This window comes from Chitinophaga sp. NPDC101104 (assembly GCF_050277495.1).
In the GTDB taxonomy this organism is placed as follows: Bacteria; Bacteroidota; Bacteroidia; order Chitinophagales; family Chitinophagaceae; genus Chitinophaga.
Map to the genome: position 1 here is coordinate 2190056 of NZ_JBNNSF010000001.1, position 17445 is coordinate 2207500.

Sequence of the window (17445 nt, forward strand, 5' to 3'; positions counted from 1 at the left end):
TTTTGTTATCGTTCAATTAGAGCGGATCTCTATGCAATTAATGAATGATATCCTCTGGGGCCCGTTTGGCTTTATTTACAGGCCAGCCGGCTGACTTGTAACCTGGTGCTGCTGCCGGTGTTAAAAACAGTGGGAGTGGGGTATCAGGGCCGTTTGGGGACTTTACTTATTTAGTGTGATCCATCGCCTATGTAGAACCGGTTTATTTTGAGGGCTAGCATCTATTTATCAGTTGTTTTCACATGAAAAATATATCCTATGGGAATGTTTGGCCGACCCTGGTGCGCCTCTTCGGCTACTGTAACGTTACCATGCCGATTTTGAATAATTGTTGTCATGCCAAAATACGCATGTGAGTGTTCCCGGAGCAAACTACTGACCGGCCGTTGCGCCAGGCAGGGCCCTGTTTTATCCAAAGCTATTGTATTATGTCTTTGAAAGTATTTGCCCCCTTACTGTTTTTGATTTTATCGCTCTGCCTGAGAGTAAATGCACAGACCGCAGCCGCCGACCGGGTGCTGACGGTGACCAAAACGGCAGATGCTGCGGAACCCTCGGCCGGCGGAAGCTTCCAAATCAGCCTGCCCGCAGGCGTTAATGCGACGGCGGATATCACGGTCGGCTATTCCGTGGGCGGTACCGCCATTGCGGGGTTGGATTATACGGCGCTCAGCGGCACGATAGTGATTCCTGCCGGCCAGCACAGTGTGTCTTTGCCCCTGGCGGCCACCAATGACCAGATCATAGAAGGTGCGGAAACCGTGGTCCTTACCCTGACCAGCGGCAGCAATGGCAGTTTTTTGTTCACACCGGACGCTGCGAATGGAAATGCTACCCTGGAAATTGCGGACGATGACAATACCGCAGCCAACCTGGAATTGCGTGTCACTAAAGCTGCGGATGCTTCCGAACCGGCTACCAATGGCGGGTTCATGGTTAGCCTTCCGGCGGGGTATACTTCCTCCAGGAATATACAGGTAACATACAATATAGGCGCCGGTTCGGCCACGCCGGGTACCGATTACAGGGCAATTACCGGGACCGTCACGATCGCTGCGGGCCAGAACGGGGTTTCCGTGCCGGTAACCGTGATCGATAACAAGGTGATAGAGCCGCCTTCCGAAACCGTGATCTTCAATATCAGCGGCGGCAACGATGCACAGTTCGCCTATACCGTGGCGGCGGGCGGTGGCTCCGCTACCGTCAATATCGGGGACAATGATTTTAACGGGAGCAGCAATATCGTGCAGATCTCTAAAGTATCGGATTGTATAGAAGGCGGCACAAATGGCCAATACCGGATCTCCCTGATGCCCGGCGTTACCGCTTCGGAGGATGTGGTGATCTTTGTTGCGATTAGCGGGACCGCCACGTTTGTAACGGATTATAGCCTGCTGGGGATGTCCGTATCTAATATCGTTATACCTGCAGGGGCCAATGAAGTATATGTGGACGTAGACGCAGGCAACGATGGTATCATTGAAGGCCCGGAATATACCATGCTGAACCTGAACAATGCCGCCTCCGCCAGCTATCCGTTTACGATAGATCCCTCCGCCGGCGCGGCCACCGTGAACATCGTGGACGCCAATGCTGCCAGCAGCACGCCATTACAGGTGATCACCGGCAGCAATGCGGCAGAACCAGGCGCGAATGCCAGCTTTACGATAAAACTGGCGGGCGTGGCCACTTCGGCGTGGCCCGTTACGGTTGGGTACAGGGTGTCGGGAACTGCCACTCCCGGCGTGGATTATACGCAGCTGGGCTCGGTGGTAATTCCCCCAAACCAGAACAGCATCAATGTGCCGCTCCTTGTAAAGAATGACCAGATCATCGAGCCCACAGAAACGATGACCATTACGCTGCTTTCCGGCAGTGCGACGGATGGAGGGGGGAATGCATTTATCTTTCCGCCCGACCCGGCCAACCCGCAGATCACGGTGAATATCGCCGACGATGATGCGGTTGCCGCCAACCAGGTCCTGAAAGTGGAAAAGACATTCGATGCGGCAGAGCCTCCCGGCAACGGCGCCTTTACGGTGAGCCTGCCTGCGGGCTACAGCTCCAGCGCCAATACGACCCTTAGTTACACGATGACCGGCACCGCCACGCGCAATAACGACTACTCCATCTTTACCATTACCTTGCCTGCTTATTCGAACAGCATTACCCTTCCACTGTTTGTAACCGACGATAAGATCATCGAACAGACGGAGACCGCCACGCTCAATCTCAACGGCGGAACAGATGGCAATAGCTTTACCTATATCGCAGATCCGGCTGGCAACCAGGCTACGCTCAATATCGTAGACGATGATAACACTGCCGCGAACAGGATACTGCTGGTGACCAATACCGCCGATGCGGCTGAACCGTCTGCCAACGGCAGCTTTAGCATCCACCTGCCCGCGGGCATTACGTCATCCGAAAATATTACGGTCAACTTTAGCGGAGGGGGTACGGCTACCGCCGGGACCGACTATTCCGATCCGGGCACCTCCGTGGTGATCCCTGCAGGTCAGAACGGCGTGGCCGTACCTGTCGGCGTGACGGACGACCAGGTAATAGAAGGCACCGAAACGGTTATGCTGACTGCTACCGGCGGAGCCAGCACCAGTTTTAACTTTACGCCGGCTACCGGCAGAGCCGCTGCTGTCGTGAACATTACAGATGATGAAAATACAGCGGCCAACCTGGTACTCAGCATCACCAAAACAACAGATGGCACGGAAGGGGGCGCCGATGGGGCCTTCAGCATCAGCCTGCCTGCGAATATAACCGTGAAGGAAGCGATAACTGCACAGTATTCCATCGCCGGCACCGCGCAGAATGGCACTGACTACGCTATATTGAACGGTACGGTTACGCTACCTGCAGGTCAGAACAGCGTACCGTTACCAGTAACGGTTACCAACGACCAGCTGATAGAAAGCACAGAAACGGTGATTGCTACCCTGAATGGCGGTATAAGCCATGATTTCACTTTTACCGGAAATAGTAATGCAACGGTGAATATTGCGGACGATGACGGAACGCCGGCCAACCTGACGCTCAATGTTGCCCATGGTGCAGATGCTGCCGAAGGAGGCGCTGATGGTGCTTTCATTATTTCCCTGCCTGCGAATGTTACAGTTACGGAGGATGTCACTGTGAATTACACCCTTGCTGGTGCCGCCCAAAATGGTACCGATTATACTGCGCTGACGGGCACGGCGATTATCCCCGCCGGTCAGAATAGTGTGACCGTTAACGTTACAGCGGTGAACGACCAGATGGTTGAAGGTCTGGAAACGGTAGCCCTGACGCTGAACGGCGGCACCAGCACCAGCTTTACTTTTACCGGTACGGGCAACGCTACTGTTGCTATAACCGACGATGATAATATTGCCGCCAACCTTACGCTCAGTATCGCCCAAAACGCCGATGCCGCTGAGCCGGGGACTGACGGCCGGTTCCAGATAAGCCTGCCTGCAGGTATTACCGTAGTAGAAGACATCACGGTCCAATACACCGTCAGCGGTACGGCCGCAAATGGCATAGACTATACCAACCTGGTGGGTTCGGTGATCATACCGGCCGGTCAGAATAGCGTATCCATACCGGTGCCCGTAACGGACGACCAGGTGATAGAAAGCACCGAAACAGTAATCCTCACACTCAATGGCGGTGCATCCGCCAGCTTTACGCTGACCGGCACAGGCAGCGCCACGGTGAATATCACAGATAACGATAACACGGCCGCCAACCGGGAGCTCAGCGTAGTAAAAGTAAACGACGCGGCAGAACCCGCTACCCATGGTATGTTCCGGGTTAGTCTGCCCGCGGGGGTTACGGTGTCGGAGGATATTGATGTAACCTACACCGTTGCAGGAACTGCTGTCAGCGGTACGGACTATACCCCGCTCAGCGGCGCAGTCGTGATCCCCGCCGGTCAGAATAGCGTAGCGATAACGGTACCGGTGCTCGACGACCAGGTCATTGAAACCACCGAGAATGTATTGGTTACACTTACCGGGGGCACCAGCACCAGCTTTAACTTTACCGCCAGCGCTACGAGCGGTGCTGCTACGGTAGACATTGCGGATAACGACCAGGTCCCTGCCAACCTTGTCATCAGCGTGACCAATCCTGTTGATGGCGCCGAACCGGCCACCGGCGGCAGCTTCACCCTTAGCCTGCCTGCAGGTTACAGCGCGTCGGAGAATATTACCGTACAATACAGCATCGGCGGGACAGCGACCGGTGGAGCGGATTATGCCGCCCTGAGCGGCACCGCAGTGATACCTGCGGGCCAAACCGGCATACAGGTACCGGTGACGGTAACCAACGACCCCGTCATAGAAGCCACGGAAACGATATTGGTGACGGTGACAGGGGCGGCATCGGCCAGTTTTACGCTCGTGCCGAGCACCACTAATGGAAGTGCCACGGTGCATATAGCCGACGACGATAATGTTCCGGCCAACCTGGTGCTACATGTCACGAAAACGGCGGATGGGGCAGAGCCCTCCGGCAATGGCTCCTTCACCATTGGCCTGCCGGCTGGCATCACTTCGTCGGAAAATATCACCATTAATTATACGGTTGGCGGAACCGCTTCCGCAGGGACCGACTACGCCGCGCTGAGCGGCATCGCAGTGCTTCCCGCCGGTCTGAACAACATGACCGTCCCGGTGACGGTAATTGACGATAATAATGTTGAAGGCACAGAAACGGTGGTCCTGACGCTGAACGGCGGCACCAGTACCAGCTTTACTTTTACCGGTACGGGCAACGCAACGGCAAACATCGCCGACAATGAAAGCCTGGTATTGATTGTTTCGAAAGGCGCGGATGGCGCAGAGCCGGCTACCGACTGCAGCTTCCGGATCAGTCTTCCCGCAGGTATCACTGTTAATGTGGATATTACGGTGAACTACGCCATCACCGGAACGGCCAGCGCAGGTGTTGATTATACTGCGCTCGCGGGCTCTGTAGTCATCCCTGCCGGTCGGAACAGTGTGCTCATCCCGGTTGTAGTAACGGACGACCAGTTAATAGAAAATAGTGAAACGGTGATCCTCACCATCACGGGCGCTACAGCTCCGGGCCTGACCTTTACTGCGGGCCCTGCGAATAAAGCTACACTTAACATCACAGATGATGATATTACCGGCGTGTCGCTGGAGTTGAACGCCACCAAGCCGGATGCGGCGGAGCCCGCTGCTGCCGGGGAGTTCAGTATCAGCCTTACCGGAGGCAAGATATCGCAGGAAGATATCACGGTACAATACACCGTCAGCGGCACGGCCGCAAATGGCGTAGACTATACCAACCTGGTGGGTTCGGTGATCATACCTGCCGGTCAGAATAGCGTTTCCATACCGGTGCCCGTAACGGACGACCAGGTGATAGAAAGCACCGAAACGGTAATCCTTACGCTCAATGGCGGTGCATCCGCTAGCTTTACGCTGACCGGCACAGGCAGCGCCACGGTGAATATCACAGATAACGATAACACGGCCGCCAACCGGGAGCTCAGCGTAGTGAAAATAAACGATGCGGCAGAACCCGCGGCCCATGGTATGTTCCGGGTTAGTCTGCCCGCGGGGGGTACGGTGTCGGAGGATATTGATGTAACCTACACCGTTGCAGGGACTGCTGTCAGCGGTACGGACTATACCCCGCTCAGCGGCGCGGTAACAATCCCCGCCGGTCAGCATAGCGTGGAGGTAACGGTACCGGTGCTCGACGACCAGGTCATTGAAACCACCGAGAATGTATTGGTTACGCTTACCGGGGGCACCAGCGCTAGCTTTAACTTTACCGCCAGCGCTACGAGCGGTGCCGCTACGGTAGACATTGCAGATAACGACCAGGTCCCTGCCAACCTTGTCATCAGCGTGACCAATCCTGTTGATGGCGCCGAACCAAACACCGGGGGCAGCTTCACCCTTAGCCTGCCTGCAGGTTACAGCGCGTCGGAGAACATCACCGTACAATACAGCATCGGCGGAACAGCGACCGGTGGAACGGATTATGCCGCCCTGAGCGGCTCCGCAGTGATACCTGCGGGCCAAACCGGCATACAGGTACCGGTGACGGTAACCAACGACCCCGTCATAGAATCCACGGAAACGATATTGGTGACGGTGACAGGGGCGGCATCGGCCAGTTTTACGCTGGTGCCGAGCACCACCAATGGCAATGCCACAGTGAGTATCACAGACGACGATAATGTTCCGGCTAACCTGGTACTCCATGTCACGAAGACGGCGGATGGGGCGGAGCCCTCCGGCAATGGCTCCTTCACCATCGGTCTGCCGGCTGGCGTCACTTCGTCGGAAAATATCACCATTAATTATACGGTTGGCGGAACCGCTGCCGCGGGGACCGACTACGCCGCGCTGAGCGGCATCGCCGTGCTTCCCGCCGGTCTGAACAACATGACCGTCCCGGTGACGGTGATTGACGATAATAATGTTGAAGGCACAGAAACAGTGGTCCTGACGCTGAACGGCGGCACCAGTACCAGCTTTACTTTCACCGGTACGGGCAACGCGACAGCAAGCATCGCCGACAATGAAAGCCTGGTATTGATTGTTTCGAAAGGCGCGGATGGCGCAGAGCCGGCTACCGACGGCAGCTTCCGGATCAGTCTTCCCGCAGGTATAACCGCTAATGTGGATATTACGGTGAACTACGCCATAACCGGTACGGCTAGCGCAGGTGTTGATTATACTGCGCTCGCGGGCTCTGTAGTCATCCCTGCCGGTCGGAACAGTGTGCTCATCCCGGTAGTAGTAACGGACGACCAGTTAATAGAAAATAGTGAAACGGTGATCCTCACCGTTACCGGCGCTTCAGCTCCGGGCCTGACCTTTACTGCGGGCCCTGCGAATAAAGCTACACTTAACATTACAGATGATGATATTGCCGGCGTGTCGCTGGAGTTGAATGCCACCAAACCGGATGCGGCGGAGGCAGCTGCTGCCGGGGAGTTCAGTATCAGCCTTACCGGAGGCAAGATATCGCAGGAAGTTATCACCGTTAAATATACGGTTGCAGGTTCCGCTGCTGCCGGTACGGATTATAGCATCCTTAGCGGCACAGCAGTAATTCCGGCCGGTCAGAACGCCATAATTGTACCTGTTAATATAATCAACGACGAGTTGATAGAGCCAGCGGAAACCGTAGTGCTTACGGTCACAGGTGGAAGTTCGGTAAGCCAGCGTTATCCTGCAGGCACAAATAATACCGCCTCTGTGACAATTGCCGACGATGATAATGCTCCGGCCCACCTGGTACTGAACGTCACGAAAACGGCGGATGCGGCCGAGCCTTCCGGCAATGGCGCATTCACCGTCAGTTTACCCGGCGGCAAACGCACCGCAGATGTAATTACGGTACGGTATAGGATTGGCGGCATCGCCACACCGGATATTGATTATAGGGCCATTACAGGCGTGATTACGATTCCGGCGGGTAGCAACAGTGTTGTTGTTCCATTAACCGTAAAAGACGATGATGAGATAGAAACGCCGGAGACGGTCGTGCTCACGCTCACCGGCGGACAATCTGCAAGCTATGCTTTCACGCCCGGTACTTCGGATGAGGCCACAGCGACCATCACCAGCGAAGACAGGCTTGAAGGCAATATACAGATCACCAAAGAAGTAGTGCAGCCGGCCGCAGGGCCCTACCGTTTGGGCCAGGACCTGACCTATCGCATCACTGTCAGGAACAGGGGCACCTCCGTTTTCACCAGCATAAAAGCGGAAGACCATCTGCCCCAACAGCTGGACCTGCCTTCCCATACCTCCGCACAAAGAGGCGAGATCACCATTAAGCCCGATACCCGGGTGGTGGAATGGTTGATTGGCGATCTGGCGCCGGGAGCTACCGTAACCATGACGCTCACCGCACGTATAATTGGTGGTGGCGAGCTGATCAACATTGCCAACGCTTACGGCAATATCCCCGACACCGACTCCACGGACAACAGCGTTTCTTCCAGGATAGATGTCCAGGGAACGGACCTCTTCATACCAAACGTGATCACACCCAACGGGGACGGCAAGAACGAGAAATTCATTATCGGCGGATTGGAAAAATTCCCGGGCTCGACACTGCTTATCTTTAACCGCTGGGGAGCTCAGGTGTACCAGTCCAGGGACTATCACAATGACTGGACCGGCTCCGGGCTCAGCCAAGGGACCTATTTTTATATACTGGAAGTACGGGAACCAGCCGGTATGAAAAAGTACAAAGGATGGGTGATGATCATACGGTAATGGCATTTTCGACGGACTTCGGGTATCCATTGTCCGTCGATATTATGCTATCATCATTTGAAACGCTCCGGGCGTGTCGAAGATTCTGTTTGTTGCCGGCGTCCTGCCATGTAAACGATCGCAATTATCGAAACGCCTGGATTATCGGGGTGGTGGAGCTGCAATTCAAGCTGGATAAGGGATTGCTGGAAAAACAAAAAAGACAAATCAGTATAAACCGATTTGTCTTTTTCTGGTGCCCAGAACTGGATTCGAACCAGCACACCCTTGCGAGCGCTGCGACCTGAACACAGTGCGTCTACCAATTTCGCCATCTGGGCATCCCTGGTTTTGTGTTCGGGATGGCAAAGGTAAATGATTCCCGGAACTTTCCAAATCCTTCTTCAAAAAAAATTATCAAACCCGAAAACATCCGTACGCATTCTCGAAAGGAGAGAGGTCGCATTCCAATGTGTGCCGGTCCCAATGCGCGGTATTGGCGGCAGCTTCGTAAGTGGATTGCAGGAAATCGAGCAGCGTTTTTTCGGGATCGGAAGATTGCTGTACTACGCTGTACGGTAAAATAAATTCACCGAGGTTGTTGTCGAAATATGCACCTGCCGGTTGAATAGGTTGCGATGCAAACCCCTCCGGCGATGGATACGCATAACTGTAAAACGCCGCCTGCGGAAAGGAATCGTTGCCCGGCCAAAACCCGCAGGAGCTCACCTCCTTCGAATACGCCTCCTGCATCACCCGGTCCGGCATGTTCGGCGCCGAACCCGTGTGCACCGGCGCATCGCGGCCGGAAAAGCGCGTCACCGCCAGGTCGAACGCGCCCCAGAAAAAGTGGACCGGGCTCACCTTCCCCGTGAACCCCGACCGGAAACGCATGAACACGGTATGGATCTGCACCATCGCCCGCCAGCAGTCCTGCATCTTCGCAGCGTCGTAAGAACGGTTCGTGTAATCTTCTTCGAATGGGATCGGATTTTCCAGTTCGGCCGGCATGGTAAAAATTTCCACGTCCACCGATAACTGTTTCAGCTTTTCGAACAGCGCATGGTAAAAATCAGCGACCGCCATCGGCCGCAATTCCAGCTGTTCCTGCCGCCCCTCGCTCGTGCAGATGCGCAGCCGGTGATGCACGAAATCGAAATCTATCTGGAACAGCCCGCCGCCATAAGGAACGCTTCCGGTCGTCAAACCCGTAGGGCTCACGAAGAGCGTCACGTGCCAGGAATGGTTTAGCCAGGGCATCTTCCGCAGCCGGATCTTGCCCACCACCTGCGTCCAGCGGTGGACCGTGGCCAGGGTGTCTTTCCAGGACTCATATTGCAATACGGGCCATTTCGTTTTCATATCGTCAAAGTTTGCCTATCTACAACAAACGGCGCGCCCTTTGGTTGACGACCCGTCAAAACGGCAACGCCCCGGAGGGTTCCGGGGGCTGCCGCTGTCGTCTATGCTGAAGAAATACTCCCTAGATGGTAAATTTGAAGTAACACCAGCAGCTCCATGCGCAATACCGGTCGCCGATCTTCGCCCTTACACGCCATCTGCCGGGCTGTGCGCCCACGAAATTGTAGTTGAAGCTCGTGCCCGTGATGCCATGGAACACCGCGAAGTTCCGGAAGCTCTGCGCTGCCCATTGCCCCGCGTTCACCGCACCGAATGCGTCGATCTCGATGCTGTACGTTGCGCCGGGAATGTTCACGGGCAGCCATTTAAACGTCATCGTCCGCGGATAATGATTGAACACGCTGCCGTCTGCCGGTTCAATGGCGCGGGGAACGGCCCCCTTCCACCAGGTAAGCGTAGGGTCGCCGAGGATGCTCATCCCGTAAAACCATTGGCGCTCGCCAAGGTCATGGTCGGTACCGCGCGCTTTCCACCAGTCCACCATCGCATCGCCGATACATTTGCCCTTGCCGATGGGGTCGTAGAAATCTGCGAAAAATAGCATCGACCCGGTTTTGGTACTGCCCACAGCCGTGAGCCCGTAATTCGTTTCGCCGCCGGCCTTGTCGAATATGTACCAGCCGCCCAGGTAGTCGTCTTGCGTGTAACGCGCCGTGCTGCAGCAAAACAGGTTGTAGAAGTGCGCATTCGGGGCACGGCTGTCCCGGAAATACGAACGGTCGATCCACTCGGTAGTGCCGGTCGCGGGAATGTGGAAGGAATGGACGTGCGGGGAAGAATGTGAGCACAGCTGCACGAACGAGCGCATTTTGTTCACTTCGTCTTTATACAGGTCTGCGTCGGTAATGTTGGGATTGGTGTATTTGGTAATGAAAGATGCGGGCGTCATAAGGTCCATCTCGCAATCGTCGAAGCTCGTCCAGTCGTCTTCCACGTACGCGAGCGCGGAACGGCTGTGCCCGAGGTTCCCCGTGCGGAAGAGATGGTTCCTGTCGAAATAATTATTGATGAGCGTGGCATCGTTCCCGCCAAGGGTGGGCGTCCACACGCGGCCGATCCAGATTTCAGGGGTTACGTCGCCGGAAACGGCGTTGTACTTGCCGTCGGCATCGGTGTCTGTCCAGGTACCGTTGGTGTCCATGTAAAAAAGATCACAGGGGAATTCGGAGCTGGAACCGTTGAAATCGTCGCTCATCTCGAACCAGGCCACGGGAATGGCGCCTACCATCACAACGCCCGCCGGGCTTTTACTGCGGATGTAATTGCGGATGTAAGCCGGTTTGCCGCCGCTTACCACATGCACGGTGGCCCAATACCCATCACGGGCGAGATCGAGCACGTAGCGGTCGGTGCGTTCTTTCGTGGCCGCATACACGTCTTTATGCACGAGGATGAGGACCTTGCCTTTGGGGAACCGCAGCCAGATGTTGACGTTGAGGTAGCTTTCGGCGGCGGGTGCGGCCGGGCGCGGTTTTTCTTCGATCAGCGGTGTGAAATTGAGGATGTTTTTGTTCAGTTCGGCGTATTCGGCGAAGGAACTGAGGCGGATTTTGTTGGGGTCGGTGAGCCGGAGATTGCGTACGCTCTGGTAGGCCTGCGCCAGCTTGTAATTGCGGCCGACGGCCTGCATGTTGAAGACGGTACGGTCCTGGAGGACCTGCGTGCGGATGGTGCTCAGATTCGACAGGCTTTGTTTTTCTCCGGCTACGGGACCGCCTTTTTGGGGTTGCTTTTCATTAGACATTTTGGATGCTTTTTTGAGGTTTAACAACGCCCCAAAATTACATCCGCGGCATGCCGGTGAACAGGTAGCAAATACGGGAGTTTTTAAGTATAACTACGCCTGTGTTTTTTGCGGGAACTACGGCTACGGTTGTTTTACGTTTTCCCACCAATGTGAAGCTGGTAGCGGCTGATGGAGGACGAGCGCCTCTCCGATCATAGGTGTGGCCACGGGCATCCCGGTTTTCTGCGCTTCGGCGAGCACGCGGCGGACGGGCTCGTCCCAGGGATGGAAAGCGAGGGAGAATTTCGCCCAGTGGACGGGAAGCATGGCCCTGGCGCGAAGGTCTGCCGCGGCCTGCACGGCCTCTTCCGGCATCATATGGATGTTGGCCCAGTCGGTGTTGTACTGGCCGGTTTCGAGGATGGCGAGGTCGAAGGGGCCGTAGGCGTCGCCGATGGTCTTGAAGTGCGGGCCGTAACCTGAATCCCCGCCGATGTAAATGCGCTCTTTTTCGGAAGCAAGCACGTAGGACGACCACAGCGACTGGTTCCTTTTCACACCGCGTCCTGAGAAATGCCGGGCAGGCGCGGCTGTGAGCGTCAGGCCTGCGGGGAGTTGCGCGCTTTGTCCCCAGTCCAGTTCCGTGATGATGCCCGCGGGAAGGCCGTGGCGGATGAGGTCGGGTTTTACGCCGAGGCCGGTGAATACCGCGCGGACGCGATGGCGCAGGGCGTGGATGGTGCGACTGTCGAGATGATCGTAATGGTTATGGGTGATGATGAGGATGTCGATATCGGGCATATCCGCCGGGCCATACACATTCGATCCGGCGAAGGCTTTCGCGAATATCGGTACGGGCGAAGCGTGACTGCTGAACACGGGGTCCACGAGGATGTTGAGCCCGTTCATTTGGACGAGGTAAGAGGAATGGCCGAACCAGGTGATGGTGGTGCCCGGCCCGGGAGGCGATTTGAGATCGCGGCGGATGGAGGGGAGCGGCCCCGGCGGGTTGACCGACTTGGGTTTGCGCATGAACTTGATGAAGACTTTCAGCATGGTGTTGTCGGCCGACATCAATAAAGTGGGCAACTGATTGTGAAAAGTGCCGTTCCTGAAGTTGGGAGAATTCCATTCCATGGAAACGAATGTACGAAGCCTGCGGGAATGTCGGATTTTTCCAATTCCGGCGTTTCCGGGGCGCTTACATTTGCAGTATGATCACGATCGCCACATTCAGGGAGCTTTGCCTGTCGATGCCGGAAACCACGGAAGTGAAGCATTTCGACCGGCAGGCGTTCCGCACGAAGCGCAAAATTTTTGCAACCTTACTGGAAGCGGCCAACACGGCCAATTTTCCATTTTCGCCGGAGGAGCAGGCGGCCTGGTGCAAGTTGGCGCCCGGGGTGTTTTACCCGGTGCCCGGTGGCTGGGGGCTTCAGGGATGGACGACCGTCGATTTGCGGAAAGTGAAGAAAAGCCAGCTGGTGGATGCGGTGCAAAGCGCCTGGTACAATGCGGCGCCTGTCAAGCTGCAGGAACAGTACCGGATGCAAAATGGATTATAGATTGACGGACGCGCTGGCAGGTCTTCGAACTTTGCGGTAGATGATGTTCGCCACCGAAGTAGCAGGAGCAATACCGGATGCAGCAGATTGACGGGTGGATTGGCAGAAGCGGCGTAGTCTGCAAGCAAATGATGCTCGCCGCCGCAAGTGTTCATTCGCTGAAACGGTATGGGCAACAGCTTATAAAATAGTGAGGTTCTTGGCCCGGTAGGGCTGGATTTCCGGGCTGTCGGCCGGGATTTCCGTAATGAGGTAATGTACTTCCTGGAGATCGGCGATCTTCATTTTCATGGAAGTATTGAGTTTTTCGGCGATGGCGAGGATGGCGATTTTATCCGCCGCCTTGATCATGGCCTTTTTTACCTGGATGGTTTCCCAGTCGGAATCCGTGAGACCGTTGGCGGGATCGATGGCGTTGGTGCCGATGATGCAGAGGTCGGCTTTGATGTTGGACAGGTATTCGAATACTTCGCCGCTGACCGTCATCTGGCTGTAGGCGGAGATCTGGCCGCCGATAACGATCGTTTTGATCATGGGTTTGTCGAGCAGTTCCACGGCCGACAAAACGTTCACCGTGATGAAAGTGGCGCGCAAGGTGGGGGGGATTTTCTTGATGAATTCCCGGATGGTGGTGCCTCCGCCGATGAGCACGATCATATCGTCCCGCAATAATTGCAGCGTTTTTTCCGCAATAACGGCTTTGCTGTTCTGCGCATAGGTCTCCGATTCGTGGCCGTAATGATAAGCGATAGACATGGCGCCGCCCTTTATCTTGACAACTTCCCCGTCGTCCGCCAGCTCGTTCACATCGCGGCGGATGGTATCCTCAGAAACATTGATAAGGCTCACGAGATCGCTGTAGGTGATCCGCGTATGAATGTTAACCTGCTTGATGATCAGTTCCTTCCTGGCTTTTTTCGTCAGAGAAACAGGGGGTAACTGGTCTTGCGATTGAATGTCCATAGTCATCTCTATTCTGCTTGCGATTTGAATGTTACTGAAAATTCCGGGTTTAAGCAAGGAATTCCGGGCAAATCAACCGTAAATATAATATCCCGCATCAAAATTTCGCATTTTTTGAATCATTTCGGATGATTTTGCGTTAAATTTTTGAATCATTCCGGTGGATAGGATAACGATATGATTGATAATCAGTTTGTTGATTAAAAGAAGTTGCTGGACTTGAGAATTGACAAGATAAGAATTTGCAATAATTGCTAAAAATCCTTGCAAATAATTTGCAAATCTTGCAGAAGTGCGTATTTTTAGTCAATATTTTTGCAATATCCGACTTATTTATCAACCAAACCACCGAGATGAAAAAATTCCAACTGGCTGCTATTCCACGACTGCTCGTTTTACTGTGCAGTTTGCTCCTGTGCCTGGATAGCTTCGCCCAATCCCTCAAAATTTCCGGTACGGTAACGGGTGCCGATGGACAAAAAATCCCCGGCGCCAGCGTCTCCCTCGCCAGCGCTCGCGGCACCGGCACCGTAACCGACGCCAACGGCCATTACTCCCTGTCCGTTCCCGCTTCCAATACGCCCGTTACCCTCGTGGTATCGTTCATCGGCTACGACCCCGTCACCCTCACCCTTCAACCCGGCCAAACCTCCGCCAACATCACGCTCGCCGAAAGCACCCGTGCCCTCAACGAAGTCGTAGTTACCGCCCTGGGCATCAAAAAAGCCCGTAAAGCCGTCACCTACTCCGTTTCCGAAGTCAAGGGCGCAGATCTCACCCAGGCCCGCGAGATCAATGTGGTAGAAGGGCTCACAGGCAAAGTAGCCGGCGTTTCCGTTTCCGGCCTCGCCGCCGGGCCAGGCAGCTCCAGCCGCGTCATCATCCGCGGCAACGGCTCCTTCGGCAACAACCAGCCGTTATACGTGATCAACGGCATGCCCATGGATAACTCCACGTCCAACGTGCCCTCGTCAGACAATGCCTCCATCGGCCTCAACGCCGACCGCGGCGATGGCATCGGCGGCATCAACCCGGACGATATCGAGACCATCTCCATCCTCAAAGGCGCTACGGCTTCCGCACTCTACGGCAGCCGCGCCGCAAACGGGGTTGTCATCATCACCACCAAAAGAGGCGTCAAACAAAAAGGCATCGGCCTGGAATACAATTCCACCCTCACCCTGGAAGCACCGGCCATCGTGCCCGACTGGCAATACGAATACGGCCAGGGCATCCGTACCGCCAAGCCCACAACCAAAAACGAAGCCATCAACTCCGGCCGCCTTTCCTGGGGCCCGAAACTCGATGGCTCCGATGTGATGCAGTTCGATGGCGTTGCCCGTCCGTACGTTGCGCAAAAAGACAATATCAAAAATTTCTACCGCACCGGTTCCACCTTCACCAACACCGTGGCCGTGAACGGCGGCAGCGAGCTCGGCACATACCGCCTCTCGATGTCCGACATGAACAATAAAGGCCTGCTGCCGAATGCGGAACTGAATAAGAAGATATTCAGTCTCGCCGTGGTGGCCAATCTCCACAAACGCCTCACCGTAGAAGGCTACGCGCAATACAACAAGGAAAAGGCGAAAGGCCGCTCCAACGTGGCCGACGCCACGGGCAACCCGAACTGGGGCGTGTATATGCTCGCCAATTCGGTGGACGTGCGCAGCCTCGCACCGGGGTACGACCTTACCACCGGCAACGAAACGCAGTGGAACCCTTCCGGATTCGCCACCAACCCTTATTTCGCCATCAACAAATTCATCAATAACGACGACCGCGACCGCTTCCTCGGCAACCTCAACGTCAAGTTCAACATCCTCGACAACCTGTTCGTCCGCGGCCGCGTTACGCACGACTTCACCAACATCAACTGGCTGGGCGTGGTGCCTTCCGGAACGGCCTACGAACCGCGTGGGTACTACCAGGAGCAAACGAACGGCATCACCGAGACCAACGCCGAACTGACGCTGAACTACCAGGGCCGTTTCGGCCGCGATTTCACGGTGGATGTACTGGCCGGCGGCAACCGCCAGCGTTACCGCTCGCAGAATAAAGTGCTGCTGGGCAACTATTTCGCGGAACCCGGGTTTTATGACCCCTCCAACGTGAAAAGCCTCACTACCACCAACGTGCTGAGCCGCTCGGCGGTAAATTCGCTCTTCGCTTCGGCGGATTTCGGGTACCGCGATATGTTGTTCCTGACGGTGACCGGCCGTAACGACTGGTTCTCGACCCTTGATCCGGCAAACAACCACATTTTCTATCCCTCCATCGGCGGCAGCTTCATCCTCAGCGAAGCGGCCAACCTCCCGAAATCCATCACTTTCGCCAAGCTGCGCGCTTCCTGGGCGCAGGTGGGCGGCGGCGCGCCGCAGCCGTACGCGCTGAACCAGACGTATCACGTGGTGCCCGGCGGCGGCCATTTCGAGCAGCCGTTGCAGACACCCTCGCAGGTGAACGGCGCCGGCGGGGGAACGCTTACCGCGCCGAACAAATCGCTTCGCCCGTACACCAACACCACACTGGAAGCGGGATTCGAAGCACGTTTCCTCAATAACCGCTTGTCGGCCGACTTTGCCGTGTACGACCGGCGCACGAAAGACGATATCGTGAACATCACCATTTCCCAATCGTCCGGCTACAATTTTACCAATATCAACATCGGCGAAATGAGCAACAAGGGCGTGGAATTACTGTTGAGCGGCGTTCCCGTTCAGAAACAGCATTTCAGCTGGGAAGTGTCGCTGAACGCGGCCTACAACAAAAATGAAGTGGTGCGCCTGGCAGACGGTATTAATTCCATCGAGATCGGCCGCGCGGTAAATGGTTACGCAACCATCTCCGCCGTGGTGGGCAAGCCTTTCAGCATGATCAACGCAACGAAGGTTTTGCGGAATGCGCAGGGACAGGCAAAATACACGGCCAACGGCTGGGAAATGGCCACCGTGGCACCGGAGCAGATCGGCACCGGTGTGGCGCCCTGGAACGGCGGTATCAACAACAACTTCAAGTATAAGAACTGGAACCTCGGATTTTTGGTGGACGGGCGTTTCGGCGGATATGTGTACTCAGGCACCAACCTTTACAGCACCCGCTTCGGCCTCAACAAAATTACGCTGCCCGGCCGCGATGGCGGATTAACGGTGACAGGTGTGAACGACAAGGGAGAACCTTTCAGCAAAACGCTGCAGCCCAGCGAATTGCAGGGCTATTACGATAACTGGAAAGCACAGTCGGAGCGGTTCGTCTACAAATCGGACTTTATCAAACTGCGGCAGGTGATTCTGGGCTACAAGTTGCCGGTAGACAGGATCGGCGCGGTGAAATTCCAGTCGGCTTCCCTGTCGTTCGTAGCGCGGAACCTCCTCATCCTCCACAAGAAAACCCCGAACGTGGACCCCGAGTCTACTTTCAACAACTCCAACGCACAGGGTTTCGAGATGTTCGGCGTGCCCCGCACCCGCAGCTTCGGCCTCAACCTGATGGTTAAACTGTAAACGCTTAAAAGAAC

At 55.6% G+C, this 17445-nt stretch carries 7 protein-coding genes and 1 tRNA gene; 3 read left to right on the forward strand and 5 right to left on the reverse strand.

The annotated features are described in order from the left end of the window. The first annotated feature begins 428 nt into the window (after window positions 1–428). Window positions 429–8273 (forward strand): Calx-beta domain-containing protein, encoded by a 7845-nt coding sequence (locus ACQKLP_RS08825; protein ID WP_427322044.1) that lies wholly within the window; start codon window positions 429–431, stop codon window positions 8271–8273. A gap of 233 nt (window positions 8274–8506) precedes the next feature. On the opposite strand, the gene ACQKLP_RS08830 is transcribed toward ACQKLP_RS08825, so the two are convergent. The 4 genes from ACQKLP_RS08830 to ACQKLP_RS08845 all read right to left on the reverse strand — a co-directional run bounded on the left by ACQKLP_RS08830 (window position 8507) and on the right by ACQKLP_RS08845 (window position 12537). Further along, window positions 8507–8593, reverse strand: a tRNA-Leu gene (locus ACQKLP_RS08830). A gap of 76 nt (window positions 8594–8669) precedes the next feature. After that, window positions 8670–9614 (reverse strand): DUF5996 family protein, encoded by a 945-nt coding sequence (locus ACQKLP_RS08835; RefSeq protein WP_427322046.1) that lies wholly within the window; start codon window positions 9612–9614, stop codon window positions 8670–8672. A gap of 121 nt (window positions 9615–9735) precedes the next feature. Beyond that, on the reverse strand, window positions 9736–11418 hold the full coding sequence (locus tag ACQKLP_RS08840; RefSeq protein WP_427322048.1) for a C25 family cysteine peptidase: 1683 nt from the start codon (window positions 11416–11418) through the stop codon (window positions 9736–9738). 123 nt (window positions 11419–11541) lie between these two features. Beyond that, window positions 11542–12537: an MBL fold metallo-hydrolase gene (locus tag ACQKLP_RS08845; protein ID WP_427322050.1), complete on the reverse strand. Its 996-nt coding sequence runs from the start codon at window positions 12535–12537 to the stop codon at window positions 11542–11544. 77 nt (window positions 12538–12614) lie between these two features. Here ACQKLP_RS08845 and ACQKLP_RS08850 point away from each other — a divergent pair, with 77 nt between their 5' ends. After that, window positions 12615–12965 carry an MmcQ/YjbR family DNA-binding protein gene (locus tag ACQKLP_RS08850; RefSeq protein ID WP_427322052.1) on the forward strand — a complete coding sequence of 117 codons (351 nt, stop codon included), beginning with the start codon at window positions 12615–12617 and terminating at the stop codon, window positions 12963–12965. A 180-nt stretch (window positions 12966–13145) separates the two neighbouring features. Here ACQKLP_RS08850 and ACQKLP_RS08855 read toward each other — a convergent pair whose 3' ends face one another. Next, window positions 13146–13928: a DeoR/GlpR family DNA-binding transcription regulator gene (locus ACQKLP_RS08855; RefSeq protein WP_126246747.1), complete on the reverse strand. Its 783-nt coding sequence runs from the start codon at window positions 13926–13928 to the stop codon at window positions 13146–13148. A gap of 353 nt (window positions 13929–14281) precedes the next feature. Between ACQKLP_RS08855 and ACQKLP_RS08860 the strand changes: the two genes are divergently transcribed. Continuing rightward, complete coding sequence (locus tag ACQKLP_RS08860) at window positions 14282–17431, forward strand: SusC/RagA family TonB-linked outer membrane protein (RefSeq protein ID WP_427322055.1); 3150 nt, start codon at window positions 14282–14284, stop codon at window positions 17429–17431. The last annotated feature ends 14 nt before the right edge of the window (window positions 17432–17445 follow it).